Source organism: Dactylosporangium sp. CA-052675, from assembly GCF_050947935.1.
Taxonomy (GTDB): domain Bacteria; phylum Actinomycetota; class Actinomycetes; order Mycobacteriales; family Micromonosporaceae; genus Dactylosporangium.
The window spans coordinates 5173279-5199389 of record NZ_CP192010.1 but is presented as its reverse complement, the minus strand read 5'-3'; the positions used below and the strand labels follow the sequence as shown (position 1 = coordinate 5199389).

Sequence of the window (26111 nt, the reverse complement as noted above, 5' to 3'; positions counted from 1 at the left end):
TCGGGGTGTTCGTCATGGGATACCGCTCCCCGGGCGACCCGCGCAAGGGCCGCCCGGGGAGCGGTGTCAGTACGATCCGGTCGTCAGGAGCCGGCCGGCTTGAGGTGCAGGATGACGTCCAGGGCGTTGGCCTGAGTCGGCTGCGCGGCACCGTACGGGTTGGCGTCGTCCGGCCAGCCCGTCCAGTTCTTGGCGCTGTACGCCGCGCCGATGTTGTCGGCACCGACCGGGATCATCGGGGCCTGCTCGACGAAGATCTTCTGCAGCGTGGCGAGCGCGGTCTTGCGGGCCGCGTCGTCGGTGGCGGCGGCGTAGGCACGCAGCGCGGCGGTCGCCTCCGGGTTGTTGAAGCGGCCGAAGTTCGCGGCCGGGGACGCGGTGCCGATCGGCTTGAGCTGGTCGCCGTCCATCACCGTGCGGTAGATGTCGTACGGGGTCGAGCCACCGTCGGTCCAGCGGAACGCCGCGTCGAACTGGCCGGCCTCGATGTTCTTGAACCAGGCGTCCTGGTTGGCCTTGTCGATCGTGGCCGCGATGCCGATCTGGGCCAGGTTGGCCTTCACGATCTCCAGCGACGTCTGGTAGTCCGACCAACCGGCCGGGTCGGTGAGCGTCAGGGTGACCGGCTTGCCGGACTTGTCCTTCAGCGTGGTGCCCTCGAGCTTGTAGCCGGCGCTCGCGAGCAGCGCCTTGGCGCCCTCGACGTCGACCTTGTAGTCCTTGCCCTTGTACTCGTCGGAGATGTAGGCGTCACCGGCGGGCGACGGCAGACCCGTCACGCTCTTGACCAGCGGGTGGAAGTAGCCGGCCTCGGCGGTGTTGAAGATGTCGTCGCGGTTGATGACCATGCCCATCGCGACGCGCAGCTTCGGGTCGTCGAACGGCGCCTTGGTGGTGTTGATGTAGAGGCCGTGGATGCCCAGGACCGGCGGGGCCCAGATCTTGTGGCTGGCCGCGTCCTTGTCGATGAAGACCGTCTTCACGTTGGGGATGAAGACGAAGCTCCACTCGCACTCGCCGTTGGCCAGGGCCGTGGTCTGCGCGTTGTTGTCGTTGTAGGACGTGTACCGCAGCTCCTTGACCTGCGGCAGCGTCTGCCAGTAGCCCTTGTCGCGGGCCACGAGGGTCGTGGTCTGCGGGGTGAAGGACTTCAGCGTGTACGGCCCGGAGCCGATCGGGTTCTTGTTGGCCTCGGTCTTCGGGTCGGCCACCTTCTCCCAGATGTGCTTGGGCACGATCGGGATCTGGGCGATCGCCTTCTGCTGGCTGACGAACTGCGACGACTTGAACGTGATGGTCACGTCGGAGCCGCTGGCGGTCGCGTCCGCGATCGGCACACCACCGGAGTTGAGCGCCTCGTTGTCGCGCACCAGCTTGTAGGTGAACACGACGTCGTCGGCCGTGAGCTTCTCGCCGTCGGACCAGGTGGCGTTGTCACGGATGTTCAGCACGACCGAGGTGTAGTCCTTGTTCCACTCCGCCTTGGTGGCCAGCCACGCCTTCATCGGGTCGGCCGGCTTGACCGGGTTCCACATCATCAGCGGCTCGTAGATCACCCAGCGGTAGCCGTCCTTGGCCCCGGCCGAGGTGGTCAGGAACGGGTTCTCGTTCTCGGTCAGCGGGCCGTTGGGCATGCCGACGGTCAGGACCGTCGTCTTGGCACCGTCGCCTTTGTTCTCGTTCGGCGAATCGCCGCACGCGGCCAAGGTGGTCGACGTGGCCAGCAGACCGGCCATGCCGAGCAGTACGGAGCGTCTGGTCAACACGGGGGTGTCTCCTTTGGTACCTGGATCGACAGGTGGGGCGGACAGGAACAATTCGCGGTATGACGACGGCGCCGTGCGGTTCGGTCGGCGCCGCCCGTGCGGCGTTGAGGCGTCAGGTGGTGCGTTCGGGCTGCGCCGCGACGGTCGAGCCGCGCACGACGAGCGTGGTGGACAGGATGTTCGGCTCGGCCGTGAGCGGCGTGCCGTCGAAATGCGCGATGAGCCGGCGGGCCGCCATCTCGCCCATCTGGCGCATGGGCTGGCGGACGGTGGTCAGCGGCGGCTCGGTGTGGGAGGCGTGCAGGATGTCGTCGAACCCGACGAGGGCGACGTCCTGCGGCACCGCCTTGCCCGCCAGCCGCAGCGCCTGGAGGGCACCGGAGGCCGACAGGTCGTTGTGCGCGAACACCGCGTCGAACTCGATGCCCTCGGCGAGGGCCCGCTGGACCGACACGATGCCGCACTCGTAGGTGAAGTCCCCCTCCACGACGAGGCGGGGGTCGATGGGCGCGCCGGCCGCGGCGAAGACGTCCGCGAAGCCGCCGAGCCGGTCCTGCGTGCAGCCGAACTTCTCGGAGCCGGTGATGACGAGGGGGCGTCGCCGGCCGATCTCGACGAGGTGCCGGGCGGCGAGCGAGCCGCCGGCCCGGTTGGTGGTGGCCACCGACGGCATGAGCGGCTTGTCGCCGCGGTCGTCGATGAGGACCACCGGCAGGCCGCCCGCATACAGGTCGGCGAGGTAGTCCAGGGTGCCCTCGGGCTCGATGGCCAGCAGGCCGTCGAACGACTTGCCGGAGACCTGCGCGGAGAACTGCCGCATGGACTCGGCACCGCGGTTGCACGTGAACAGCAGCAACCCGTATCCCTCCGACTCCACGACGTCGACCGCGCCCTGCACGACCTCACCCATCCACGGCCACGTCAGCGAGGGGACGAGCATCCCGATCACCCGGGTGTGCCCCCGGGCCAGGTTGACCGCCCGCGCGCTGGGCACGTAGCCCAGCTCGTCGATGACCGTGCGTACCCGTGCCGCGGTCGCCTCGTCGACCTCTCCTTTGCCGTTGAGCACACGCGAGACGGTGGTCTTGCTGACCCCCGCTCGCGCCGCCACATCGGCGATGGTGATCGGCACGCCGCGATCCTTCCGGTGAGAGCGCTTTCTGGCAAGAGAGCGTGTTCTGGAACCGGTTCCGCAACCGGTTCCGGCACACTAAATCGGATCGCGGACAGTGGTGTCAATAACACGGTGGTAACGAAACTTAACGTTGCGGCAACCCTTGCCAAGCGGCTGTCCATGGTGTTTGCTCGGGACCACCGTCGATGTGAACGCGGACTCGCCGGCAATCCCGGCACGATCCGCTCGGGACCGCTCCCATGGAGCGCTCTCACGGCCCGCTCCCACCGCTGGGGCCGTCTTCCGAGGGCAGATTTCCCAGAGCTACCGCGGCGTCCGCCGGGGTCCGGACCGTTACTCCCGTGGCCTCACCGTCCGCCGTTGGTCACGGCGCACGACGCTGCGCGTCCACGCACGCCGCGTCGCGGCCGGCCGGTGCGGGCCGGTGCGGCTCAGCGCAGCTTGATCGCGCTGCTGTCGCCGCCCACGAGCCCCGAGCGCACCCGCAGCTCGGTGAACGTCAGCCCGTCGGGCACGTCGAACACGAGCGTGCCGGTGACCGAGTCCCCGGGACCGATCTCGCCGAACAGCGGCCGGGACTTGTCGTAGTACACCCACGAGAACTCGTCGGGGCCGTACTCCTTGCCGTCGCTGTCGCGCAGCTTCTGGTTGCCGACCCAGATGCGGCCCTTGCTGTCGCCGGTGTTCTCGACCTTGAGGTCGGCCAGGCAGTACTGCCCGCCGGGCTTGCGGGTCAGCGGCCAGTCCCCGAGCTCCTTCTTGCCGCACGCGAACCCGGCCAGGGTGAACCGCATCCGGCCGTCGGACGCGACCGGGCTGCGCTTCGGCGTCGGCGAGGGCGACGGCGTCGGGGACCTCGTGGGCCCGCCCGCCTGGGCGCCCGCCCCGCCCCGCCCGGCCGACTCGGCCAGCTTGAGCCCGCCGAGCAGGCACGCCAGCAGCGCCACGAGCCCGATCCCGGTCGCGACGGCCCGCCCGGCCCGGCGCGGCCGCCGCCGCGGCGGCGGAGGGGCGGCGGCAGCGGCGGCGCGAGCCGGCGGGTCCCCGTCCGCAGCTGCTGCGTGGGCCGGTGCACCGCCGCGGCGCCCTTCGCGAACGCGGCCGTGGGCGAGGGCCGCGCCGAGCCGGACGCGACCGTGGGCGAGGGCGACGGCCGCGCCGAGCCGGACGCGCGCACCGTCGCGGCCACCTGCGCCGCGGCCGGATCGTCCTGCCCGACCAGCGCGAGCAGCACCTGCCGGGCGGTGGGCCGCGCGGCGGGATCCTCGCGCAGCGCCCGGCGCACCATCGTGGCCAGCGACGCGTCCAGCCCGGCGAGCGCGGGCTGCGAGCCGCCCTGCGGCATGGTGCCCGTGCCGGCCCAGGCGACGAGCAGGCCCCACGCGTACACGTCGCTGGCCTGGCTCGGCGGCCACCCGCGCTCCTGCTCCGGCGCCAGCCAGCCCGGCGTGCCGAAGTTCGGCTGGTGCGCCGCGCCGTGCCCCAGCAGCCGCGCCACCCCGAAGTCGATGACCTTCGGCCCGAACGGGGACAGCAGCACGTTGCGCGGGCTCAGATCGGCGTGCACGAGCCCGACGGCGTGGATGGCGGTCAGCGCGGCCGCCACCCCGACGGCGACGGCCTCCACCTGCCCCGCGAGCGGCCCGTGCACGGTCGCGTAGTCGTGCAGCGACGGCCCCTGCACGTATTCGGTCACGATGTGCGGCACCGGCCCGTCCAGCGCCACGTCGAGCACCCGGGCCGTGCAGAACCCGGCGACCCGCGAGGCGGCCGCGGCCTCGGCGGCGAAGCGGTGCCGGAACATCGGATCGTGGTAGAACGCCGCGTTGATGACCTTGAGCGCGACCTTGCGCCCGTCGGCCCCCTCGGCCAGGTAGACGGTGCCCATCCCGCCGACGCCCAGCAGGCCGCGCAGCCGGTAGGACCCGACCGAGGCCGGGTCCTCGGCACGCAGCGGCGCGGGCGAGTCACCCATGCCAGCAATGGTGCCTCACCCGCGCACCCAAGCCGCCGCCAACCCGCCATCTGCCGACAATTCGGTCAGCCGGGCCGGTCGGGGCGCACAGCGGACGGTCCCCCGGAGGCGGCCGGCGGGGGACCGTCCGGCGCGCCGGCGATCAGGCGATCCCGGCGTTGCGGGCCGCCAGCAGCGCCGCGCCCGCGATGCCCGCGTTGTTCTGCAGCGCCGCCGGCACCACCCGCGTCGGCACGTCGACCAGGTGCAGCCACTTCTCGGCCTTCTTGCTCACCCCGCCGCCGACGATGATCAGATCCGGCCACAGCAGGGCGTGCAGGTGCCGCAGGTACGTCTGCACCCGCTCGGCGAACTCCGGCCAGGCGAGATCCTCCTGCTCGCGGATGCGGTCCGACGCGTAGTCCTCCGCGTCGCCGCCGTGCAGGTGCAGCCCGCTCATCTGCAGGTGCCCGAACTCCGTGTTCGGCACCAGGGTGCCGTCGATGAACAGCGCCGTGCCGATCCCGGTGCCGAACGTGACCATCACCACCAGACCGGGCACCCCGCGGCCCGCGCCGTACTCCAGCTCGGCCACCCCGGCCGCGTCGGCGTCGTTGAGCACCGTCACGGGCCGGCCCAGCGCCTCCGAGAACAGCTGCTCGGCGGGCGCGTCGACCCACGACTTGTCCACGTTCGCCGCCGTCTTGGTCACCCCGTGCTGCACGACCGCCGGGAACGTGATCCCGACGCTCTGCGCGGCCTCGAACGAACCCGCGACCGCCGCGACCGTCTTCACCACGCTCGCGACGTCGGCCGGCTGCGGCGTCTCGATCCGGACCCGGTCGTTCGTGAACGCCCCCGTGGTCAGGTCGACCGGGGCCCCCTTGATGCCCGATCCGCCGATGTCGATTCCCAGGACGACCACAGCTGCTCCTTCACGCGCACGAGGGCTCCGCACATTGCCTGCGGGTTACCCAATCATGTCGCGCACGGGCAAAGATCACCGGGGCAACGCGATCAGCCGGGGTAGGCCCCCACCGCGTCGCGCAGCTCGAAACCGGCCGACGCGTCCGCCGTACGCGCACAGTGCGCACAGCAGTAGAACTTCCCGGACACCTCCGCGCCGTGCCCGACGATCCGCGTCCCGCAGTGCTCACACACCGGCGCCAGCTTCTGGATCGCGCACTCGAACGAGTCGAACGTGTACGACCCCCCGCCGACCGTCCGCACCTCGAACGTCATGTAGTAGTCGTTGCCGCACGTCACACAGACCGCCATGGCACATTCCCCCCGTCGCAAGCCGTCACGGCCAGCGTCACCGCCCGCCGCGCCCGCCGCAACCGGATCAGGGCGAAATCCCCCGGCGGATCACCAGCATCGCCTGGTCGTCGTCGGACTCGTCGCCGAGCCCGAGCAGCAGCGCGTCGCAGACCGCCTCGAGGTCGCCGTCGCCGCCGTCGGCGCCCAGACCCCGCGCCAGCGCCAGCTGCAGCCGCTCCAGCCCCTCGTTGAACGTCGAACCCCGCCGCTCGATCAGCCCGTCCGTCACCATCACCAGCGACTCGCCCGGGTCGAGCGTGAACACCGTCTCCGCGTCGTGCACGGTCGGCACGCCCAGCAGCGCCACCCGCCCCTCCACCGGCGTCACCCGCCCGGCCGCGACCCGCAGCGGCGGCGGATGCCCGGCGTTGGCCAGCCGGATCTCCCCGGACGCGAGCTCGATGCGCAGCAGGCACATCGTCACGATCTCCTCCGGCAGGAACCGCAGCATCATCCGGTTCAGCCGCTCCAGCGTCAGCCCCGGCGCGTGATCCTCGGCGAGATACGCCCGCAGCGCGTGCCGCACCTCCGCCATGATCGTCGCCGCCCGCAGCGAGTGCCCCGCCACGTCACCGATGGCCGCGACGATGTGCCCCTCCACGGCCACGATCTCGTAGAAGTCGCCGCCCACGTACACGTGGTCGCTCGCCGGCCGGTACCGCACCGCGATGTCATAGCCCGGCACCGGCGGCAGCGACGCCGGCAGCATGCTCTGCTGCAGCGTCAGCGCCGTGCGCCGCTCCTCGTCGTAGGAGCGCAGCGCCTCCACCGCCAGCGCGATCGCCTGCCCCAGCTGGCGCAGCACGTCGTGGTCGTCGTCGGTGAACCCGCCCGCCGGCACCGCGATGTGCAGCGGCTCCCGCCCCGCCTTGGCCCGCGCCACGACCCGGAACACCGGCCCGTCCCACCACGGGCCGCCGTCCTGGCCGAACAGCGCCGCGCCCGCCGCACCCTCCAGCGGGTCGGCCTCGAACTGCTCCCGGTAGGCGGCCCGCACAACCGGCACCGCCCCGGCCGCGTCCACCTGCACCGCGAGGGCCCCGGTCTCGGGCGACGCCGCGGCGACCGCCGCCGCCCCGCCGAAGACCCGCGACGCCCCGACCGCCGCCAGCCGCAGCAGCTCCGGCAGGCTCGTGGCCGCGTTGATCGCCGCCGTCGTGTCCACCAGGCGGGTCAGCCGCCCGGCCAGGCGCTCGGCGCGGTGGCGGGCGCGGGAGTACCGCAGCAACGCCCCCACCGTCGCCAGCAGCTCGTCCGGGTCGATCGGCTCGGCCAGATACGCGTCCGCGCCCCGGATCAGCCCCTGGGTCCGGTCGACCGCGTGCACCGCCGTCGCCGAGATGTGGATCACCGGCACCGCCGCCGTACGCGGATCGTCCTTGATCCGCTCCGCCACCTCGAACCCGTCGATGTCCGGCAGCCGCACGTCGAGCACCACCAGCTCGACGCTCGCTCCCCCGCCGTGCAGCAGCTCCAGGGCCGCCTCACCGGTCGCGGCCTCGGTCACCCGATGCCCCTCCCGCCGCAGCCAGCTGGTGATCACATACCGCTTCGACGGGCTGTCGTCGACGACCAGGATGTCGGCCGCGGGCACCGTACTCACAGCTGCAGACCGGCGACGAGGTCGACGACCGCGCGGCGGGTCAGCTGCTCCTTCGTCAGCACCGAGCGGGCGTGCGCCAGCTCCCCCGGCGCGAAGTCGGTCACGTCGGCCGCGGTCACCACGAACACCGGAATGCCGGCGACGTCCGGCAGCCCTGCCAGATCGGCCAGCAGCACCGTGCCGTCACCACCCGGCATCCGCAGGTCCAGGAAGATCACCGACGGGCGCTCCCGGACCGTGATCGCCAGCCCCGACCGCACGTCGGCGGCCTCGTGCACCTCGTCGGCGATCCCGGCGAGCAGCTGGCGCAGCAGGTGCCGGGCCGCCGGGTCGTCGTCCACCACCAGCGCCCGCTCGACCTGCGGCAGCGGCCCCTCGTCCGGCGCGTCCTCCGGCGCCGCCGGGCGCAGCGGCAGCGACAACGTGAACGTGCTGCCCTCCCCCGGCTCGCTCACCATCGTCAGCGCCCCGCCCAGCAGCGTCGCCAGGCGCCGCGCGTACGGCAGCCCGAGCCCCGTCCCGCCCGCCTGCCGCGCCCCGCGCACCTGATGGAACTCCTCGAACACCCGCGCCTGCTCCGCGAACGGAATCCCGATGCCGGTGTCGGTGACCGCGATGTACAACCGGTCCCCGTCGACCCACGCGCCCATCCCGACCGTCCCCTGGTCGGTGAACTTCAGCGCGTTGGTGAGCAGGTTGCGCAGGATCTGCGTCAGCAGCAGCTCGTCGGAGATCAGCCCGGCCGCCGGCGGCTCGTCGACGTCCAGCCGCACCTCCTGGCGGGCCAGAGGCCGCAGCGTCCCCCGCAGCTGCCCGAACACCGCCGCCAGGTCGATCGGCCCCCAGCTCGGCTCGATCCGCCCCGACTCCGCCTTGGCCAGGTCCAGCAGGTCGTTGACCCGCGCCAGCAGATCCGCCGCCGAGCCCTGCACCAGCTCCAGCTGGTGCGTCTGCTCCGCCGTCAACGGCTCCGAACGCGGGTCCAGCAGCAGCCGCGTCAGCCCGATGATCGCCGTCACGGGCGCCCGCAGCTCGTGCGACACGTTGGCCAGGAACCGGCTCTTGGCCTCGTTGGCCTCCCGCAGCTGCGCCGAGCGCTCGTCCAGCTCCGCGTACAGCGCGACCACGCCCTGGTTGGTCTGCTCGAGCTCCTCCGACAGCTGGGTGTACAGGGCCACGACGCCCCTGTTCGTCTCCTCCAGCTCCGCGTTGAGATGCAGCAGCTCGTCCCGGTGGGCCTGGACTTCCTCCAGCGCCGTGACCAGCTGGCGGTTCTGCACGCTCAGCTCGTCCAGCGCCGTCGTCGGCGTGCTGCCGGCCAGCTCGTTGCGCGCCTGCACGATCCGCTCGGGGTCGACCTGCGCGGGCAGCCGCCGCGACAACACGATCCGTTCGTCCTCCACCCGCACCTCATCCATCAGCCGCCCGGCCGCCCGGACTCCCTCGAGAGCCTGGTTACCCACGGCCGCTGATGACACAACAATGACCAGGTGGGGGCGGGGTTCGGCGACCGCCGAGAACGTCACCTCGGCGCCGAGAACCTCCCGGCCGATCTCGCTCAGCGCGGTCGCCACCCGCACCTGGTCCTGGTAGTCCAGGCCCAGCGCGGCGGCCACCTCCCGGCCCCGCTGGCGCAGCACGAACACGTCGTGCTCACCGGCGAGCACCATCCGCAGGATCGGCGTGCCGCCGCCGGTCACGCCGCCTCACCGGCCGCCCCGCGGGCCACGGCCACGCAGGCGTCGTCGCGGCGCACCCCGGCGTCGCGCAGCAGCGTCGCCGCCACCAGCAGCGGCTCGTGCCGCGCCAGCCCCGGGTAGTCACGCAGGCTCCACCGATCCGAGACGCCGTCGGAGTGCAGCACCACGACCCCCTCCGGCGGCAGCTCATAGGTGAACTCGCGGACACTGCGCGACTGGTGCCCGACGATGCCGGGCATGCTCACCATGCCCCGCCGGTCCCCGTCGGGAAACGCGATCGTCCCCGCGACGTTGCCCAGACCCGCGAACACCACCGAACCGCCCGTGAGCCTCGCCACCGACACCGCCGCCCCGCGCGTGTGCGACACCGTGCGGTGCAGGTGCTCCACGATCGCCCCCGGCGCCTCCAGCGCCGAGCCCAGGAACCCGTCGGCGACCGCCGCCGACGCCGCCGCCGCCAGCGGGCCGTGCCCGAGCCCGTCGGCGACCAGCACCAGCAGCCCCCCGTCGCCGGTCGCCCGGGCCGCGTACCGGTCCCCGCACACCTTCTCGCCGGTGATCGGCCGGGACAGCCCCGCGACCGGCGAGCGCACCGGCCGGCGCTTCTCCCCCGGCCACAGCTGCGCCACGAGGACCGTGCCCTTGCCCGGCAGCGAGTAGCCGCTCGCCGAGTCCGACAGCCGCCCGACGGCCCCGAGGCCGATCCCGAGCGTCCCCGCCGTCGAGTGCCCGTCCACCGAGCTGAACGGCAGGTCGCGCATGCCCGGGCCCGAGTCGACCGCGACCAGCTCGATGCCGCCGATCGCCGCGCGGCGCAGGCAGCGCACCGACAGCGCACCGCCGTCGGCGTGCCGGTGCAGGTTCGAGGCCAGCTCGGCGGCGACGATCGCCACCTCACCGGCGCGTTGCTGGCTGAAGCCGAGCCGCTGCGCGCAGTCGGTGGCGACCCGGCGGGCGACGCCGGCCGCCCCGGGGTCGTCGACCGCGACCCAGCCCAGCTCCTCGACCGTCGGCGGTGCCGGGGCGGCCGTCACCGAGCCCACTTCGTCACCGCGATGCGCGTGCCGGCGCCCGGCGTCGAGTCGATCTCGAACTCGTCCACGAGCCGCCGGGACCCCGAAAGACCCAGCCCCATGCCGTTGCCCGTGGTGTACCCGTCCGTGAACGCCAGCCCGAGATCCGCGATGCCGGGCCCCGAGTCCACGAACTCGGCCCGCACGCCGGCCCGCCGGCCGTTGTGCACCCCGGCGATCGTCGCGTACCCCCCGCCCCCGTGGATGAGCGTGTTGCGGGCGAGCTCACTGGCCGCGGTCACCAGCTTCGTCTGGTCCACCAGCGGCAGCTTCGCCTCCACCGCGGCCACGCGCACCGCCTGGCGGACCCGCACGACGTCCTTGTCGTCGCCGATGTCCAGCCGCTGCGGATCCTGACCGGGGGCGAAGTCAGGCACCGTCGTCCTCGACCGCCGTGAGCATGCCGACGCCTTGGATGTGCTTCGACGTGGCCAGGATCTCCAGCGCCTTGTCGACGTTGAGGGCGGTCCGGACGCCGTTGAGCGACAGGCCCAGCTCGACCAGCGTGATCGCCACCGCGGGGCGCATCCCGACCACGACGGTCTCGGCGTCGAGGACCCGGGACACCGCCGCGATCGTGGACAGCATCCGCCCGATGAACGAGTCGACGATCTCCAGCGCCGAGATGTCGATGACCACCCCGTGCGCCCCGGTCTCCACGATCCGGTCGGACAGGTCCTCCTGCAGCTGCAGGGCGGTCTGGTCGTCGAGGTCGATCTGGATCGACACGAGCAGGATGTCGCCGATCTTCAGAACGGGTACCCGGTCCATCAGCTCACCTTGCGCTTGGCGAACTCGATGCCGCTGGCCCGCAGCGCGTGCACGAGCGCGTCGGCGAGCGTCGCCTTCGTGGCGATGTCGCCGAACTCGATGCCCAGTGCGACGACCGTCTGGGCGATCTGGGGCCGGATGCCCGAGATGATGCACTCCGCGCCCATGAGCCGCGCGGCCACCACGGTCTTGAGGATGTGCTGCGCCACCTGGGTGTCCACGGCCGGGACGCCGGTGATGTCGACGATCGCGTAGGCGGAGCCGGTGTCCACGAGCGTCTGCAGCAGCTTCTCCATCACCACCTGGGCGCGGGCCGAGTCCAGCGTGCCGACCAGCGGCACCGCCACCACGCCCTCCCAGAGCTTCACCACCGGCGTGGAGAGCTCCAGCAGCTGCTCGGTCTGGTCGGCGATGATCTCCTCGCGGGCCTTCGCGTAGGTCTCGAACGTGTACAGGCCCATCTCGTCGACGATCAGCGACAGGCCGAGGAAATCGGCCGTCACCTGGTCGGCGTCGGCGGACTCGGACAGCCCGAGCGCGACCTCCTTGACGGTGAACACCAGGTTCGCCGTCTCGGTCGGCGTGAAGCCCTGCCGCGCCCACGACCGCGAGAGGTCCGCGAGCGCCCCCCGGGACTCCCCGCCGCCGGCCCCGGTCAGGTCACCGTCGCCGACGCCCTCGAGGATGTCCAGCAGCGCCGCGTACACCTCGCGCACCTGCCGCTGCAGTTCGGCGTTGGTGAGGCGGCCCCGCAGCGTGCGGGCGGAGATCTCCGTCCAGCGCCGCAGGATCTCGTCCTCGTGTGACCTCAGGAGCGCACTGAGCCGCTGCCTGGCCTCGGCGTTCACCTTCACCCGTCCACTCCCTTGACCCGTTTCGTGATTCGGGAAGGACGGTACCGCCCGCCGCTCACCCGGGCGAACGCGGACACCTGTTTGCCACAAGACAACCTTCCGGACGCGGTGCGGCCGGGCCGGGACCGCGCCCCCCGCGGAGGGTGAGGCCACGGGAGTAACGGTCCGCACCACGGCGGACATCGCGGTAGCTCTGCAGGGGCCGCTCCCCCGTGGCGGCGCGATCCCGATGACGGTCCGCGCCGCCGGTCACACCCCGTTGAGCATCCTAGGAACCTAGGTGGTAAGCGTTATAGCGTTGCGAGCCGCGTCTCCCGCTGGGCAGACTCGATCGCCTCGCCGCGGGTGTCGCCCAGCCACACCACGGGGGTGACGGGGTGGCCGACCCGGTGCAGCTGGCCGGTCTCGTCCGTCCACGCCACCAGCGGCACCGGCTGCACGTGCTCGGTCTGCCAGCCGATCACCCGGCCGGCCTGGACCTCGTTCTCCGCCATGGTCGCCAGCCACAGCGGGGCGTTCTGCGGAATGATCGTCATGCTCGGGTGATGCCCCGGCAACGGAGGGTGCAACCATGACCAGCCTCGACAACCTGCTCGACGAGGCCGAAGCCGCGCCGGTCGACGGATGGGACTTCGCCTGGTTCGCCGGGCGCGCCACCGAGCAGCGGCCGCCGTGGGGCTACGCCCGGCGGCTCGGCGAGCGCCTGCGCACCGCGGCCGCGGCCCTGGACGTGCAGACCGGCGGCGGCGAGGTCTTCGCCGAGGCGCTCGGCGCCGCCCGCGCCGCCGGCAGCCGGCCCGGCCACGGTCGCCGCCACCGAGTCGTGGCCGCCCAACGCCGCCCTGGCCCGGGCCGCGCTCGCGCCGTTCGGCGCGACCGTCGAGCAGGTCGCCGACGACGCGCCGCTGCCCTTCCCGGCCGGCGCGTTCGACCTGGTGAGCAGCCGGCACCCGACCGTCGTGGGCTGGGCCGAGCTCGGCCGGGTGCTCGCGCCCGGCGGCACGTACCTCGCCCAGCACGTCGGCGTCGGCACCGCGGCCGCGCTCACCGACTTCATGATGGGCCCGCAGCCGGTCGGCGACGGCCGCAGCGTCGAGCGGGCCCGGGCCGGCGCCGAGGCGGCGGGGCTCGAGGTCGTCGACGTGCGCACGGCCACGCTGCGCCTGGAGTTCCTCGACGTCGCGGCGGTCGCGGTGTACCTGCGCAAGGTGATCTGGATCGTGCCGGGCTTCACGATCGCGCGGTACCGCCGCCGCCTGGAGGCCATGCACGAGCTGATCGGACGCGAGGGCTCGTTCGTCGCCACGACGACGCGGTACCTGATCGAGTGCCGTAAGCCACACGCGGTGGACGGAAGGTGAACGCCCGATTCGGCGGCGGGGATAGTTTGGGCACAGAAGCACACCCGCCGTTGCTGCCAGGAGACTTCTCATGAGCGATTCGCCCGTCAACGTCACCGTGACCGGTGCGGCCGGCCAGATCGGCTACGCGCTGCTGTTCCGCATCGCCTCCGGGCAGCTGCTCGGCGCGAACACCCGCGTCAAGCTGCGCCTGCTGGAGATCCCGCAGGCCGTACGCGCCGCCGAGGGCACGGCCCTGGAGCTGGAGGACGGCGCGTTCCCGCTGCTCGCCGGCGTCGACGTGTTCGACGACCCGAAGGCCGCCTTCTCCGGCGCCAGCGTGGCCCTGCTCGTCGGCGCCCGCCCGCGCACGAAGGGCATGGAGCGCGGCGACCTGCTCGAGGCCAACGGCGGCATCTTCAAGCCGCAGGGCGAGGCGATCAACGCCGGTGCCGCCGACGACATCAAGGTCCTCGTCGTGGGCAACCCGGCCAACACCAACGCCCTCATCGCCCAGCGCCACGCCCCGGACGTGCCGGCCGAGCGCTTCACCGCGATGACCCGCCTCGACCACAACCGGGCGATCTCCCAGCTGTCGCGCAAGCTGTCGGTGCCGGTCACCGAGATCCGCAAGGTCACCATCTGGGGCAACCACTCCGCGACGCAGTACCCGGACCTGGTGCACGCCGAGGTCTCCGGCCGCAACGCCGCCGAGGCCGTCGGCGACCAGCAGTGGCTCGAGAACGAGTTCATCCCGCGGGTGGCCAAGCGCGGCGCCGAGATCATCGAGGTCCGCGGCGCGTCCTCGGCCGCCTCCGCCGCCTCGGCCGCGATCGACCACGTCTACGACTGGGTGAACGGCACCCCCGAGGGCGACTGGACGTCGGCCGCCATCGTCTCCGACGGCTCCTACGGCGTGCCCGCGGGCCTCATCTCCTCCTTCCCGGTCACCTCCTCCGGCGGCAAGTGGGAGATCGTGCAGGGCCTGGAGATCGACGACTTCTCCCGCGCCCGCATCGACGCGTCGGTGGCGGAGCTGGACGAGGAGCGCCAGGCCGTCGAGCGACTCGGCCTCATCTGAGTACCGCTCCGGGTGGGGACGGTCCTGCGGGGCCGTCCCCACCGTCGTCTGCGCAGTAGGCTTCGACGGTGACTTCCCCGGCGCCGGCGGCCCTGCCGATCGCGGAGACCCGCCGCGCGCGGCGCGTCCTCAAGCTGCTGCTCGCCCGCTACCCGGACCACCGCCTCGAGCTCGACTTCGACTCGCCGCTGCAGCTGCTGGTCGCGGCGACCCTGGCCGCGCAGACCCTCGACGAGCGCGTCAACGCCGTCACCCCCGTGCTCTTCGAGCGCTACCCGGCCGCGGCCGACCTGGCCGGCGCCGAGCAGGAGGAGATGGAGCGGATCCTCGTCCCCGTCGGGTACTACCGGCAGAAGACCCGCAACGTCATCAAGCTCGCCGCGACCCTGGTCGAGCGGCACGACGGGGCGGTGCCGGAGACGCTCGAGGAGCTCGTCGCGCTGCCGTGGGTCGGGCGCAAGACCGCGAACATGGTGCTGGGCAACGCCTTCGGGGTGCCGGCGATCTCGGTCGACACGCACGTGAGCCGCGTGGCGCACCGGCTCGGGTGGTGCCCCGAGAAGGACGTCGAGGCGGCCGAGACGGCGATCCAGGCCCGGTTCGACAAGAAGGACTGGGTGACGGTCAACCAGGTGCTGATCCTGCACGGGCGGCGCACCTGCCACGCGCGCCGGCCCGCGTGCGGGGCCTGCCCGCTGGCCCGCGAGTGCCCGTCGTCGGCGCTGGGCGAGCAGGACCCCGAGAAGGCCCGGGCCCTGCTCAAATGAGCTGCAGGCGCCGCTGCTCGGCCTCGATGCCGTCCTTCGGCACGCGCTCGTCGAACAGGGTGACCTCGGTGCCGTCCCAGACGCCGGCGACCCGGCCGCGGTAGGCGACCACCGGGGAGATCCAGCCCGCGGCCCGGCTCACCTTCGCGCGGTGCTCCGGCGGGACCACCCGGGCGTCGGCGGTGCCGGGGCCGAGGACGAACTGGTCGAAGGCCGGCAGGAGCCGTACGGCGTCGAAGTCCGCCGCACCGGCCAGCGCCTCGAGGTCCTCGGCCCGGGCGAACAGCCGCTCCCCCTCGACGTCGACCTCGGCGAGCACGCCGTCGGCCAGCAGGCCCGCGAACCACTGCCGCAGCGCCGCCTTGCGCGACGCGCCGCGGCACAGCCACTGGTCGAAGGTCGCCGCCGACGCGGGGCCGTAGGCGCCCAGGTACGCCGGGATGAGGACCCGGGCCGCCTCGGCCGGATCGGGCAGCCCGGTCCAGCCGGGCACGAACGTGTCCGGCCGGGTGAAGGTGACCCGCCGGTCGTCGGCGGTCGGGCCGTAGACGAGCACGCCCTGCCAGGCGAGGGGCTTGAGGACCGCGCCCCAGCCCGACGCGAGGTGCTCGGCCAGGCCCGGGTCACCCGCGTGCTCGACGATCGCGGTCGTGAGCTCCTCCCGGGTGAGCACCCGGCCGTCCAGGGCCTCGTGCGCGGCGGCGGCCAGCTTGTCCAGCTGGGCGAGGGGCACGAAGGTCTTCTGCCACGAGCCCTTCTCCCAGGTCCGGGCGGCCCCGATGAGCGCCAGGTGGGCCGGGGCCTGGCGCGCCTCGAGCAGGTGCAGGGTGCCCCGGGCCGCCCACGTCTTCACGAGCCGCCGCTCGCGCAGCGCGGCCCGCACGTCCTCGCCGCCGGACCCGGACCCGGACCCGGGCTCGGGCCGGCGGGCGGCGACGGCCTGCTCGGCCGCGGACATGACCTGCGCCTGGACGCCGGCGAGCCGCTCGACGACGGCGACGGGGTCGGCGGCCTCGGCGGGGCGGTGCAGCCACTGCTGCCGGCTGCGCCACGTGAGCACGGCGTCCCACGTCAACGAGATGGTCACGGCCGTCACCGTACGCGACACGGCGCCGCACCCCTTCGGGCGCGGCGCCGTGTCGGGCCGGACAGGTGGGCGCTCAGACGGCCGCGGGCACGAAGTCCGGGACCGCCGGGCCGTCGCTGTCCTCCGCGGCCGGGCCGTCGCCGTCCTCCGCCGCCGGCCGCAGGGCCAGCGCCAGCACGTCGGCGACGTCGGCCAGGGCGTGCACGGTCAGCTGGCCGCGCACCTCCTCCGGCAGGTCGTCCAGGTCGGGCTCGTTGCGCTTCGGGATGATGACCTCGGTCAGCCCGGCCCGGTGCGCGGCGAGCAGCTTCTGCTTCACCCCGCCGATCGGCAGGACCCGGCCGGCCAGCGTGACCTCGCCGGTCATCCCGAACTCCGGGCGCACCGGCCGCCCCGTGGCCAGCGATGCCAGCGCCGTGACCATGGTGATGCCCGCGCTCGGCCCGTCCTTCGGCACCGCGCCGGCCGGCACGTGCAGGTGGATGCGCCGGCCGGCGAGCTGGTTGGGGTCGATGCCGAGCCGGCGGCCGTTGGAGCGCAGGTAGGACAGCGCGATGTGCGCCGACTCCTTCATCACGTCGCCGAGCTGGCCGGTCAGGGTCAGGCCGGGCTCGCCCTCCATCGAGGTCGCCTCGATGAACAGCACGTCGCCGCCCGCTCCGGTCACCGCCAGGCCGGTCGCCACGCCGGGCACGGCGGTGCGCTCGGCGGACTCGGGCGTGAACCGGGCCCGGCCCAGGTAGGTCGCGACCTCGTCGACCCCGACCCGCACCGGCGCCGGGTCGGTCGCGAGCGCGACGGCGACCTTGCGCAGGATCTTCGCGAGCGCCCGCTCGAGCTGGCGGACGCCGGCCTCGCGGGTGTGCTCGCCGGCGATGCGGCCGAGCGCCTCGTCGGTGATCGTGACGTCCGCGGCCTCGAGCCCGGCCCGCTCCAGCTGCCGGGGCAGCAGGTGGTCGCGGGCGATGGCGACCTTCTCCTGCTCGGTGTACCCGTCCAGCGCGACCAGCTCCATGCGGTCCAGCAGCGGGCCGGGGATGGTCTCGACCACGTTCGCGGTGGCCAGGAAGAGCACGTCGGACAGGTCGAGGTCGACCTCGAGGTAGTGGTCGCGGAAGGTGTGGTTCTGCGCCGGGTCGAGCACCTCGAGCAGGGCCGCGGCCGGGTCGCCGGCGTAGCCGACGGCCAGCTTGTCGACCTCGTCGAGCAGCACGACCGGGTTCATCGAGCCGGCCTCGCGCAGGGCGCGCACGATGCGGCCCGGCAGCGCGCCGACGTAGGTGCGCCGGTGCCCGCGGATCTCGGCCTCGTCGCGCACGCCGCCGAGCGACACCCGCACGAACTTGCGGCCCAGCGCCCGGGCGACGGACTCGCCGAGGCTGGTCTTGCCGACCCCGGGAGGGCCCGCGAGGGCGAGCACCGCCCCGGAGCCGCGGCCGCCGACGACCTGCAGGTTCTTCTCGGCGCGGCGGTTGCGCACCGCGAGGTATTCGAGGATCCGGTCCTTCACGTCCGCCAGCCCGGCGTGGTCGGCGTCGAGCACCGCCCGCGCGGCGGCGAGGTCGGTGTTGTCCTCGGTCCGCTCGTTCCACGGCATCTCCAGCACCGTGTCGAGCCAGGTGCGGATCCAGCCCGCCTCGGGCGACTGGTCGCTGGCCCGCTCGAGCCGGCCGACCTCGCGCAGCGCGGCCTCCTTGACCTTCTCGGGCAGCTCGGCGGCCTCGACCCGGGCCCGGTAGTCGGCGGAGCCGTCGGGCTCGTCCTCGCCGAGCTCCTTGCGGATCGCGGCGAGCTGCTGGCGCAGCAGGAACTCGCGCTGCGTCTTCTCCAGCCCCTCGCGCACGTCGTGGTTGATCTTCTCGTTGACCTGCTGCTCGGCCGCGTGCGCCCGGGCCCACTCCACCAGCAGCTCCAGCCGCGCGGTGACGTCGGGCGCCTCCAGCAGCTGGACCTTCTGGGCGAGCGTCAGCCACGGCGCGTAGCCGGCGGAGTCCGCGAGCTCGGACAGGTCGGTGATCTTCTCGACGGTGTCGATGACCTGCCACGCGCCGCGCTCCTGCAGCACGCCGATGACCAGCGCCTTGTATTCGCGGGCCAGCTCCCGCGCCTTCCCGGCCGGCGCCGGCTCGCTGACGAGCGTCGCCTCGACCCACAGCGCCGCCCCGGGCCCGGGCACTCCGGCGCCGATCCGCGCGCGGTCCACGCCGCGAATCACGGCCGCGGGCTCGCCGCTGGGCAGCCGCCCGACCTTCTCGAGCACGGCGATGACGCCGTGCGAACCGTATGCGCCGTCGACCCGCGGCACCGCGAGGACCCGCTGATCGCCGCCGGCCCGAGCCGCGTCGACGGCGGCCTGCGTGGAGGCGTCGAGCGTCACGGGGATGACCATGCCAGGGAGCAGGACGTCGTCGTTGAGCGGAAGAACGGGAAGCGTTGCCATCAGGACACACCTGCCATCAGTAGGTTGAGCGTGTCAGGCTTAAGTTACAAACGATGCCCCTTGTTCCCGCGAGCATCATGCGTGTGAGCCAGGCCACTCGTCTCGTGCTCGGGCCCGCCCCGCCACGGCCGGCGGACGGGCGGCAGAGCGCCGCGGTGAGCTCCGGCCGCACCGCGTTGACCTGCGACCGGCCACGATCACGGCGGGCGCCAGCGCCGCGACCGTCGGGCCTTCCTTCGCCGGCCAGCCCCCGGTGCCGGTCAGACGAGCGCCGGCAGGTCGTATTCGGGCAGGTCGAACGCCGTGGCCGTCTTCGTCGCGAAGTGCCGGACGAGCCGGGGCGCCACCGGGACATACCGCATCGCCTTGAAGAACCGGTTGCGCTGCGCGATCTTCTTCCAGCTCGTCGGCACCAGGAAGTCGGGGCTCCCGCCGCTCTGCCGCTGGCACGTCGCCACATAGGGCCGCAACAGCTCCTCATACCGGCGCAGGGCCACCCCGTGCTCGCCGCGCGCCCGGTCCAGCTCGCCCGCGAGCACGTGCGCCCCGACGACGGCCAGGCCGGTGCCGTTGCCGCCGGGCCCGCCCGCGTAGCCGGCGTCGCCGAGCAGCACGACCCGCCCCCGCGACCAGCGGTCGAGGTGAATCTGGGTGGTGGAGTCGAACCAGAAGTCCTCGGCGCGCTCCATCGCCTCGAGCAGCTCCGCCGTCCGCCATCCGGCGCCGGCGAACCGCTCGGCCACGATCCGCCGCTGCCGGTCCACGTCGCGGTGGTCGAACTCGAGCCCGGGCTCGTAGAAGCTCATCGACACGATCTGGTCGCCGCCGTGCGGGGACGTCACCGTGATCGCGCGGCCGGGCTCGTTGTACATGACCCCGCTGCGCCGCAGGCCCATCGTGCCCGGCATGGTGAAGACGCCGCCGTAGACCCCGAGCGGCCGGCGGTGCGCCGGATCGTCGCCGAACACGAGCCGGCGCACCCCGGAGTGCACCCCGTCGCACCCCACCACCAGGTCGAAGCGCCCCGCCGACCCGCTGCCGAAGGTCACGTCGACCCCGTGCTCGTCCTGCTCGATCGCGGTGATCTGGTCGCCGAAGCGGTATCGCACCCGGTCGCGGGTCGCGCCGTACAACACCTCGGCGAGATCGCCGCGCAGGACCTCCAGGTCGCCGCTGAACACCGAGGCCGGCAGCGCCGCGACCCGCGCCCCGGTGCCGTCGACGATCGCGATGTCGCCCATGTGCGTGGCGCGCGCCTCGAGAGCGTCGCGCAGCCCCATGCGCTCCAGGGTCCGCATGTGCACCGATCCGCGGAAGTCGACCGCGTAGCCGCCGCCCCGCAGCGCCGGCGCCTTCTCCACAACGGTCACGTCGTGCCCGTATCGCCGCAGCCACAACGCCAGGGCGGGCCCCGCGACGCTGGCGCCCGAGATGAGGATGTCCATGCCGAGGACCATACGCCCGTTCTACACGTTTGTATAGAACGGGCGTGTAGAACGTTCGTATAGCACGGGTGTACAGTATGATCACGGGCCATGGGACATCGCGAGGACCTGCTCGAGGGCGCGGTTCGCTGCATCTACGAGAAGGGCTACGCCCGGACCACCGCGCGCGACATCGTCGAGGCGTCCGGGACCAACCTCGGCTCGATCGGCTACCACTACGGCGGCATGGCGAAGCTGATGACCGCGGCCCTGGAGCGGGCGGTCGAGAACTGGGGCATGTCGCTGGCCCAGGCGGTGATGGCGGCCGACGCCGACGGGCTCACCGGCGCGGAGCGCTTCGAGAAATACTGGGAGTACATGATCGACAGCGTCAAGCAGCACCGCCCGCTGATGATGGCGACGTTCGACGCGTTCCTGGAGATGGACCGGTCGCGGGAGGTCCGGCAACTGCTCGTCGAGGGCATGCGCGACGCCCGCGGCCTCTGGGCGCAGGTGTTCCACGGCATCGACCCCGAGGCCGAGCCGGCCCGGGCCGCCCAGGTCGGGTCGTTCTACCAGGCCCTCATCAGCGGGGTCCTGACCCAGGTGCTCATCGACGAGGACGACGCCCCCACCGCCCAGGACCTGACGGCGGCGATGCGTGTCGTCGCCGGGAGCCTGTGACGGCTACAGGCCGCCCACGGCCACGGCCCGCACGAACCGGTTCCACGACTCGCCCGAGAAGCGCAGCAGCGCCCCGTCGGGCGCCTTCGAATCCCGCACCAGCACCTCCCGGCCGTCCCGCGCGAACTCGACACAGTTGCCGTTGATGCTGGCCGAACTGCGCCTCCAGCCCCGGCTCCGCACCCGCTCGTCCACCACGTTCCCCCCGTCCGCCCGGCGAATCCAACGACCATTCTCGATGGCTTGGCTTTCATCGTAGAAGCGTGCGGAGCCGGAATGGGTGGCCCGAAAGGCTGATCAGTGCCGCGCGGCCTCGGCGTCGGCGACGAGCGCGGCCTTGATCTCCGACATCACGTCGCGGAGCTTGCCCGGCGCCGTGGCCCGGTTCTGCAGCTCGCGGAACACGTCGAGGTACCGCGCCGTCAGCTCGGTCGCGTCGCGGATGGTCACGTCGCCGTTGGCGTTCTCGAGGTACAGAATCCGCTCGTCGGAGGAGTCCGCGAACTCGAGCACCGCGAACGGCCCGGCCATGCCCGGGTGCGCGCCGGCGTCGAAGCGCACGACCTGCACGTGGCAGCGCGGGCGCTCGGCGAGCGCGACGATGTGGTCGAGCTGCTCCAGCATGAGCGCGGGCGAGCCCGCCTCGGCGCCGACGAGCCGGCGCAGCGCGCCCTCGTCGAGGATGAACCACAGCTCGGGGCGCTCGTCGCGGTCGAGCAGCTCCTGGCGCTTGGCCTTGAGCTCCTCGCGCTTGCGGCGGCGCGGCTCCGGCTCGTCCGGGTTGTACATCTGGATGACGGCGCGCGTGTACGCCGCCGTCTGCAGCAGGCCCGGGATGACGCTGAGCTCGAAGTGGTAGACGGTCTGCGCCGCGGCCTCGTAGCCCAGGTAGCGCTTGAAGTCGCCGGACAGCACGTCGGCGAACGGCGCGAACGGCTGCTTGCGCGCGGCCCGGGCCAGCGTCAGCAGCTCGTCGATCGTGTCGTGGTCGGTGACGCCGTAGAACGACAGCAGCGCCCGCAGATCCGTGGCCGAGATGCCGACCTCGCCGTTCTCGACCCGCACGACCTTCGACTGCGACCACTCCATGTCGGCCGCGACCTCGGTCTGGGTGGCACCCGCGCCGCTGCGGAAGCCGCGCAGCGTCAGCATGAGCCGCCGCCGCGCCAGTGCCGGGTCCGGTCCGTCGGACATCGCGATCCTTCCGAGTGGCTCTATCCGATCCGCCATATGCAGATCAACTCGCACGCCACTCTAGCCGCATGCCGCACGGCGAGGAAGCGACCGGCCCGCGACAGCTCAGGCGACCTTCACCACGACCGTCGTGGCGTTGTCGCGGCCGCCCGCCTCCAGGGACGCGGCCACCAGGGCCGAGGCCATCACGTCCGGGGACTGCCCGGAGCCGAGGGTGCGTTCCATCAACTGGTACGGCACCTGCTCCGCGATCCCGTCGGTGCACAGGCAGTACACGTCGCCGGGGAACATGGTCACGCTCAGCACGTCGGGCTCGGGCAGCCCGGGGTGGCCGATGAACCGGTGCAGCTGATAGCGCGCGGCGGCCGCCTGCGGGGAGTCGGCCGGATACCAGCCGTGCACGGCCCCGAGCCACGCCGCGGTGTGATCGACCGTGAGCAGTTCGAGCAGGCCGCCGCGCAGCCGGTACACCCGGCTGTCGCCGATCTGCGTGACCCACGCGCCCGTCGCGTCGGCGACGAGGGCGGTGAGCGTGCACCCGGTGAGCTCGCGCAGCTCCTGCCCGGCGGCGCGGACGCGGCGCTGCGCGTCGGCGATGGCGGCGAACAGCGGCGTCGGCTCGAACGGGCCGCGGTGCTGCTGCACGGCCGCGGTGAAGATGTCGACGGCCATGCGCCCGGCGGTGCGGCTGCCCTCGCCGGCGCCCATCCCGTCGGCGACGACGGCGCACAACCCCGGACGGCGCTGCAGCTCGGCGGCGTGCAGCACGTCGAAGTTGGCCGGATACCGCCGGCCGACGTCGGTGGCGGCCCCGACGCTGAGCAGCCGCCCCGCGCCCTGGACCTCGATCGTCATCGCCATCGACCGTCAGCGTAATCGGTGCCCCGCCGTCCGGGTGGCCCCGTGTTCATCCTCCGTTCAGCGCGGATCAGTGACGTTCGTCGCTGCCGGGCAGCGCGTCCGGAGGATCGCCCAGCGGGGACAATGCGCGGATCTCCCACGTACCGTCCTCCCGCGGTGACCATCCGTCGATCTCCCCGCCGAGCTCGGCGAACATCACGACGCGGTCGTAGAGCCAGTCGGCGAAGTCGTCCTGCTCCGACTCGCTGAGCCCAGCCCGCACGACGGCACCGAACGTGATGAGCCCGGTGCCCTCCAGCGGCGAGGCGGCGAGCACCCCGACGACCCGCTCGTCATCGGGGGCGACGTCGTCGCGCTCCTCGACCTCGAGGTACCCGCCGTCGGGCATCTCCACCAGAAACGCCACGGCGCCCTCAGGAAGCGATCGCGATCTTCATACCCGCAACGCTACAGTCTGCGGGTGGATCCGGCGGCCAGCCTTCCGGCCCCGCTCACCTCGCTGGTCGGGCGGGATGCCGAGGTGCGTCTCGCCACCCGCCTGCTCGGTGCGGACGGCCGCCTGCTGACCCTCGTCGGCCCGGCCGGCAGCGGCAAGACCCGCCTCGCGATCGCCGTCGCGGCCGCCGCGCCCGGCCCGGTGCGGTTCGTGGACCTGTCCACGATGGACGGCTGCGACCCGGCGGGCTTCGTGCTCGACGCGCTCGGCGTGGCCCGCCGCCCGGACCTGAGCGGCTTCGACACGCTGCTGGAAGCCCTCGATGCCGCTTCCGTGGCCGATGTACCGCTCGTGCTCCTGCTGGACAACTGTGAGCACGCGGCCGCCGAGGTCGCCGCGTTCGCGGGGCACCTGCTCGGGGTACGACCGCTGCTGCGCGTGCTGGCGACCAGCCGGCAGCCGCTCGGTCTGCCGGCCGAGACGGTCCTCGGCGTGCACCCCCTCGATCCGGACACGGCGCTGCGCCTGTTCGCCACGCGCATGTTCGAGCGCACCGGGCGCCCGCTGCCGCCGGAGCACCACCAGGCGGCCGCCGCGATCTGCGCCGCCCTGGACGGACTGCCCCTCGCCGTCGAGCTGGCCGCGGCGCGGGCGGCGCTGCTGTCGGTGCCGGAGGTGCGCCGCCTGCTGGCCGACCGGTTCCGCGTCCTGGCCGACGCGAAGGCGCCCGGCCCCGAGCACCACCGCACCCTGCGGGCCGCGCTGGACTGGTCCTACCAGCTGCTGTCGCCGGACAAGCAGGCCCTGCTGCGCCAGCTCGCCGTCTTCCAGGGCGGCTGGAGCGAGGCCGCGGTGGCGACCCTGCCCGCGTACCGCCCGGGCCTGCTGGACGCGCTGGCCGAGCGCTCTTTGCTGACCGGCCCCGCGCCGGCTCGCGGCGAGCGCGGCCACATGCTGCAGACCGTCGCCGCGTACGCCGCCGCCCGCCTCGCCGAGCACCCCGACGAGCCCGAAGCGGCCCGCGAGCGCGGCCACATGCTGCAGACCGTCGCCGCGTACGCCGCCGCCCGCCTCGCCGAGCACCCCGACGAGTCCGAAGCGGCCCGCGCCGCCCACGCCGCGTTCTACCTGGACCTGGCCGAACGGGCCGCGGCCGGCATCCGCGGCCCCGAGCAGCGCGACTGGCTGCGCACGCTGACCGTCGAACAGGACAACCTGCGGGCCGCCCTGACGAGCCTCACGCGGCGCCCCGGCCCCGGCGCCGACGCCGACCTGCGCATGGCCACCGCGATGGCACCCTTCCAGCATTTCATCGGGGGGTACTCACTGGGCCGCCACTGGCTCGCCGACGCCCTCGCCCGCCGCCCCGAGGCCCCGGCCCCCACCCGCCTGGCCGCGTCCTCGGCCGCGGCCACCCTGGCGATGCTGGCCTGCGACTACCCGACGGCCGCGGCGCTGGCCGAGCAGGCCCTCCCGCTCGCCTCCGACGACGACCCGAAGTCGCGCGGCCCCCTGCTCATCCTCCTCGGCTGCGTCGAGCGCGAGCGCGCCCGCTACGAGTCGTCCCGCGCCCACCTGGAGCAGGCCCGCCGCCTGTACCGCACGTCCGGCGACGCCTGGGGCGAGGGCCGGGCAACCCAGCTGGCCGGCGCGACGGCCTGGCTCTCGGGCGACCTGGACGCCGCCGCCGACCTGCTCGCCGCGAGCCTGACCGCGTTCCGTGACCTGGCCGACGCCGAGTCCGCCGCCAGCTGCCTGACCCACCTGGGCGCGGTGGCCCACTACCGGGGCGACCAGCGCACGGCCAGCCGGCACCTGACCGACGCCCTGGACCGCTTCACCGAGCTGGCATTCCCCGAGGGCGTGGCCTGGGCCCAGGACATGCTGGGGCGGGTCGATCTGGCCGAGGACCGCCTGGCGTCGGCCGCCGAGCGGCTGCACGCGAGCCTGGCCATCCACCGGCGGGTGGGCGATCGCTGGCGGACGGCGAGCGTCCTGGAGGCCTTGGCCGAGTGCCGCCGCCGGGCCGCGGACCCGATGCACGCGGCGGCGCTGCTGGGCGCGGCGGACGTGGTCCGACGGGAGATCGCGGCCCCGACGCCGCGGTGCGAACGACCGGCAAGGACGGCGACGGAGGACGCTGTGCGGGCGGCGCTGCCGGCCGGGGACTACGCGAGCGCTTACCGCTTCGGCACCAGGACGAGCGTGGACGACCTGGTGTCGCTGTTCGCCACCCGCCCCGCCACGCCGACACCCGCGACGTTGCACGGCGCTCCGGCTTCCGCGCTGTGACACCGGCTGCCCCTTCCTTCGTCGTCCGTCCCTCGCCCCTTCCTACGTCTCGCCTCGCCGCCTCCCTTCGTCTCGCCTCGCCGCCTTCCTACTCTCGCCTCGTCGCCTTCCTTGGCCTCGCCTGCGAAACGGTCTGCGAGGCGGTGAACCTGCCACGCACGGTGCTTACGGCGTCCGCGGCAGTCGGCCGAAGTTGGGGCTACCTGTCGTGGTCGGCGCGTCACTCTGGCGAGTGAATCCCGAGCTGCCGCGAGGCGTCCGCCAAGCGCTCCGTAGCGCGCCAAAGGTGCAAACGCGGCATTTCGGCAAGACCCGGTACGGAAAGCCGA

26 protein-coding genes are annotated in these 26111 nt (G+C 73.3%); 5 read left to right on the top strand and 21 right to left on the bottom strand.

Features of this window, described 5'->3' with window-relative positions; translation table 11 throughout:
- Positions 1-83: 83 nt before the first annotated feature.
- From ACQP1P_RS23980 to ACQP1P_RS23915, 14 genes are all read right to left on the bottom strand, one after another.
- A complete protein-coding gene (locus tag ACQP1P_RS23980) occupies positions 84-1736 on the bottom strand; it encodes an ABC transporter substrate-binding protein (protein ID WP_433090100.1) in 1653 nt (550 codons plus the stop codon).
- Positions 1737-1878: 142 nt separating this feature from the next.
- A complete protein-coding gene (locus tag ACQP1P_RS23975) occupies positions 1879-2898 on the bottom strand; it encodes a LacI family DNA-binding transcriptional regulator (protein ID WP_433089653.1) in 1020 nt (339 codons plus the stop codon).
- A gap of 434 nt (positions 2899-3332) precedes the next feature.
- Complete coding sequence (locus ACQP1P_RS23970) at positions 3333-3695, bottom strand: DUF4352 domain-containing protein (RefSeq protein WP_433089652.1); 363 nt, start codon at positions 3693-3695, stop codon at positions 3333-3335.
- A complete protein-coding gene (locus ACQP1P_RS23965; RefSeq protein WP_433089650.1) occupies positions 3635-4876 on the bottom strand; it encodes a serine/threonine-protein kinase in 1242 nt (413 codons plus the stop codon). Before ACQP1P_RS23965 ends, ACQP1P_RS23970 begins: the two co-directional genes overlap by 61 nt.
- Before the next feature lie 142 nt (positions 4877-5018).
- A complete protein-coding gene (ppgK, locus tag ACQP1P_RS23960) occupies positions 5019-5780 on the bottom strand; it encodes a polyphosphate--glucose phosphotransferase (protein WP_433089648.1) in 762 nt (253 codons plus the stop codon).
- Between the two features lie 92 nt (positions 5781-5872).
- Positions 5873-6133, bottom strand: a complete 261-nt coding sequence (locus ACQP1P_RS23955; RefSeq protein ID WP_433089646.1) for a Prokaryotic metallothionein — start codon at positions 6131-6133, stop codon at positions 5873-5875.
- Between the two features lie 67 nt (positions 6134-6200).
- Positions 6201-7778, bottom strand: a complete 1578-nt coding sequence (locus ACQP1P_RS23950; protein WP_433089644.1) for a SpoIIE family protein phosphatase — start codon at positions 7776-7778, stop codon at positions 6201-6203.
- Positions 7775-9478 carry an ATP-binding protein gene (locus tag ACQP1P_RS23945; RefSeq protein ID WP_433089642.1) on the bottom strand — a complete coding sequence of 568 codons (1704 nt, stop codon included), beginning with the start codon at positions 9476-9478 and terminating at the stop codon, positions 7775-7777. The genes ACQP1P_RS23950 and ACQP1P_RS23945 overlap by 4 nt, the downstream gene beginning before the upstream one ends.
- Entirely contained in the window at positions 9475-10512 is a 1038-nt protein-coding gene (locus ACQP1P_RS23940; protein ID WP_433089640.1) for an ATP-binding protein, read from the bottom strand. Before ACQP1P_RS23940 ends, ACQP1P_RS23945 begins: the two co-directional genes overlap by 4 nt.
- Complete coding sequence (locus ACQP1P_RS23935) at positions 10509-10928, bottom strand: anti-sigma regulatory factor (protein ID WP_433089638.1); 420 nt, start codon at positions 10926-10928, stop codon at positions 10509-10511. The genes ACQP1P_RS23940 and ACQP1P_RS23935 overlap by 4 nt, the downstream gene beginning before the upstream one ends.
- A complete protein-coding gene (locus ACQP1P_RS23930) occupies positions 10921-11322 on the bottom strand; it encodes an STAS domain-containing protein (RefSeq protein WP_433089637.1) in 402 nt (133 codons plus the stop codon). Before ACQP1P_RS23930 ends, ACQP1P_RS23935 begins: the two co-directional genes overlap by 8 nt.
- The gene (locus ACQP1P_RS23925) at positions 11322-12176 is read right to left on the bottom strand and encodes an STAS domain-containing protein (RefSeq protein ID WP_433089636.1); all 855 of its coding nucleotides are present in this window, start codon (positions 12174-12176) and stop codon (positions 11322-11324) included. The genes ACQP1P_RS23930 and ACQP1P_RS23925 overlap by 1 nt, the downstream gene beginning before the upstream one ends.
- A 290-nt stretch (positions 12177-12466) precedes the next feature.
- Positions 12467-12712 (bottom strand): hypothetical protein, encoded by a 246-nt coding sequence (locus ACQP1P_RS23920; protein WP_433089634.1) that lies wholly within the window; start codon positions 12710-12712, stop codon positions 12467-12469.
- Positions 12709-12993 carry a hypothetical protein gene (locus ACQP1P_RS23915; RefSeq protein ID WP_433089632.1) on the bottom strand — a complete coding sequence of 95 codons (285 nt, stop codon included), beginning with the start codon at positions 12991-12993 and terminating at the stop codon, positions 12709-12711. The genes ACQP1P_RS23920 and ACQP1P_RS23915 overlap by 4 nt, the downstream gene beginning before the upstream one ends.
- A 118-nt stretch (positions 12994-13111) precedes the next feature.
- On the opposite strand from ACQP1P_RS23915, the gene ACQP1P_RS23910 reads away from it, so the two are divergent.
- The 3 genes from ACQP1P_RS23910 to nth all read left to right on the top strand — a co-directional run bounded on the left by ACQP1P_RS23910 (position 13112) and on the right by nth (position 15364).
- On the top strand, positions 13112-13537 hold the full coding sequence (locus ACQP1P_RS23910) for a hypothetical protein (RefSeq protein WP_433089630.1): 426 nt from the start codon (positions 13112-13114) through the stop codon (positions 13535-13537).
- A 70-nt stretch (positions 13538-13607) separates the two neighbouring features.
- The gene (locus ACQP1P_RS23905; protein WP_433089628.1) at positions 13608-14597 is read left to right on the top strand and encodes a malate dehydrogenase; all 990 of its coding nucleotides are present in this window, start codon (positions 13608-13610) and stop codon (positions 14595-14597) included.
- 68 nt (positions 14598-14665) lie between these two features.
- Positions 14666-15364 carry an endonuclease III gene (gene nth / locus ACQP1P_RS23900; protein WP_433089626.1) on the top strand — a complete coding sequence of 233 codons (699 nt, stop codon included), beginning with the start codon at positions 14666-14668 and terminating at the stop codon, positions 15362-15364.
- Here nth and ACQP1P_RS23895 read toward each other — a convergent pair.
- The 3 genes from ACQP1P_RS23895 to ACQP1P_RS23885 form a co-directional block, all read right to left on the bottom strand.
- Positions 15357-16451: a winged helix DNA-binding domain-containing protein gene (locus ACQP1P_RS23895; protein ID WP_433089624.1), complete on the bottom strand. Its 1095-nt coding sequence runs from the start codon at positions 16449-16451 to the stop codon at positions 15357-15359. The genes nth and ACQP1P_RS23895 overlap by 8 nt on opposite strands.
- A gap of 73 nt (positions 16452-16524) precedes the next feature.
- Positions 16525-18891 carry an endopeptidase La gene (gene lon / locus ACQP1P_RS23890; protein ID WP_433089622.1) on the bottom strand — a complete coding sequence of 789 codons (2367 nt, stop codon included), beginning with the start codon at positions 18889-18891 and terminating at the stop codon, positions 16525-16527.
- Positions 18892-19151: 260 nt separating this feature from the next.
- The gene (locus ACQP1P_RS23885; protein ID WP_433089620.1) at positions 19152-20336 is read right to left on the bottom strand and encodes an FAD-dependent monooxygenase; all 1185 of its coding nucleotides are present in this window, start codon (positions 20334-20336) and stop codon (positions 19152-19154) included.
- A 90-nt stretch (positions 20337-20426) separates the two neighbouring features.
- Here ACQP1P_RS23885 and ACQP1P_RS23880 point away from each other — a divergent pair, with 90 nt between their 5' ends.
- Positions 20427-20999 (top strand): TetR/AcrR family transcriptional regulator, encoded by a 573-nt coding sequence (locus ACQP1P_RS23880; protein WP_433089618.1) that lies wholly within the window; start codon positions 20427-20429, stop codon positions 20997-20999.
- Between the two features lie 3 nt (positions 21000-21002).
- Here the strand turns inward: ACQP1P_RS23880 and ACQP1P_RS23875 are convergent, their stop codons facing one another.
- From ACQP1P_RS23875 to ACQP1P_RS23860, 4 genes are all read right to left on the bottom strand, one after another.
- Positions 21003-21197, bottom strand: a complete 195-nt coding sequence (locus ACQP1P_RS23875) for a DUF397 domain-containing protein (protein ID WP_433089616.1) — start codon at positions 21195-21197, stop codon at positions 21003-21005.
- Positions 21198-21296: 99 nt separating this feature from the next.
- Positions 21297-22193 (bottom strand): helix-turn-helix domain-containing protein, encoded by an 897-nt coding sequence (locus ACQP1P_RS23870; RefSeq protein WP_433089614.1) that lies wholly within the window; start codon positions 22191-22193, stop codon positions 21297-21299.
- Between the two features lie 105 nt (positions 22194-22298).
- A complete protein-coding gene (locus ACQP1P_RS23865) occupies positions 22299-23054 on the bottom strand; it encodes a PP2C family protein-serine/threonine phosphatase (protein WP_433089612.1) in 756 nt (251 codons plus the stop codon).
- Positions 23055-23121: 67 nt separating this feature from the next.
- Entirely contained in the window at positions 23122-23460 is a 339-nt protein-coding gene (locus tag ACQP1P_RS23860) for a hypothetical protein (RefSeq protein ID WP_433089610.1), read from the bottom strand.
- 54 nt (positions 23461-23514) lie between these two features.
- On the opposite strand from ACQP1P_RS23860, the gene ACQP1P_RS23855 reads away from it, so the two are divergent.
- Positions 23515-25782, top strand: coding sequence for an ATP-binding protein (locus ACQP1P_RS23855; RefSeq protein WP_433089608.1), 2268 nt, complete (start codon positions 23515-23517; stop codon positions 25780-25782).
- The last annotated feature ends 329 nt before the right edge of the window (positions 25783-26111 follow it).

Coding starts and splice junctions, on each gene's coding strand:
- ACQP1P_RS23980 (WP_433090100.1), bottom strand. CDS start 1,736: ATGGCCGGTCTGCTGGCCACGTCGACCACCTTGGCCGCGTGCGGCGAT.
- ACQP1P_RS23970 (WP_433089652.1), bottom strand. CDS start 3,695: ATGCGGTTCACCCTGGCCGGGTTCGCGTGCGGCAAGAAGGAGCTCGGG.
- ACQP1P_RS23965 (WP_433089650.1), bottom strand. CDS start 4,876: ATGGGTGACTCGCCCGCGCCGCTGCGTGCCGAGGACCCGGCCTCGGTC.
- ACQP1P_RS23955 (WP_433089646.1), bottom strand. CDS start 6,133: ATGGCGGTCTGTGTGACGTGCGGCAACGACTACTACATGACGTTCGAG.
- ACQP1P_RS23930 (WP_433089637.1), bottom strand. CDS start 11,322: ATGGACCGGGTACCCGTTCTGAAGATCGGCGACATCCTGCTCGTGTCG.
- ACQP1P_RS23920 (WP_433089634.1), bottom strand. CDS start 12,712: ATGACGATCATTCCGCAGAACGCCCCGCTGTGGCTGGCGACCATGGCG.
- ACQP1P_RS23905 (WP_433089628.1), top strand. CDS start 13,608: ATGAGCGATTCGCCCGTCAACGTCACCGTGACCGGTGCGGCCGGCCAG.
- lon (WP_433089622.1), bottom strand. CDS start 18,891: ATGGCAACGCTTCCCGTTCTTCCGCTCAACGACGACGTCCTGCTCCCT.
- ACQP1P_RS23885 (WP_433089620.1), bottom strand. CDS start 20,336: ATGGACATCCTCATCTCGGGCGCCAGCGTCGCGGGGCCCGCCCTGGCG.
- ACQP1P_RS23880 (WP_433089618.1), top strand. CDS start 20,427: ATGGGACATCGCGAGGACCTGCTCGAGGGCGCGGTTCGCTGCATCTAC.
- ACQP1P_RS23870 (WP_433089614.1), bottom strand. CDS start 22,193: ATGTCCGACGGACCGGACCCGGCACTGGCGCGGCGGCGGCTCATGCTG.
- ACQP1P_RS23865 (WP_433089612.1), bottom strand. CDS start 23,054: ATGGCGATGACGATCGAGGTCCAGGGCGCGGGGCGGCTGCTCAGCGTC.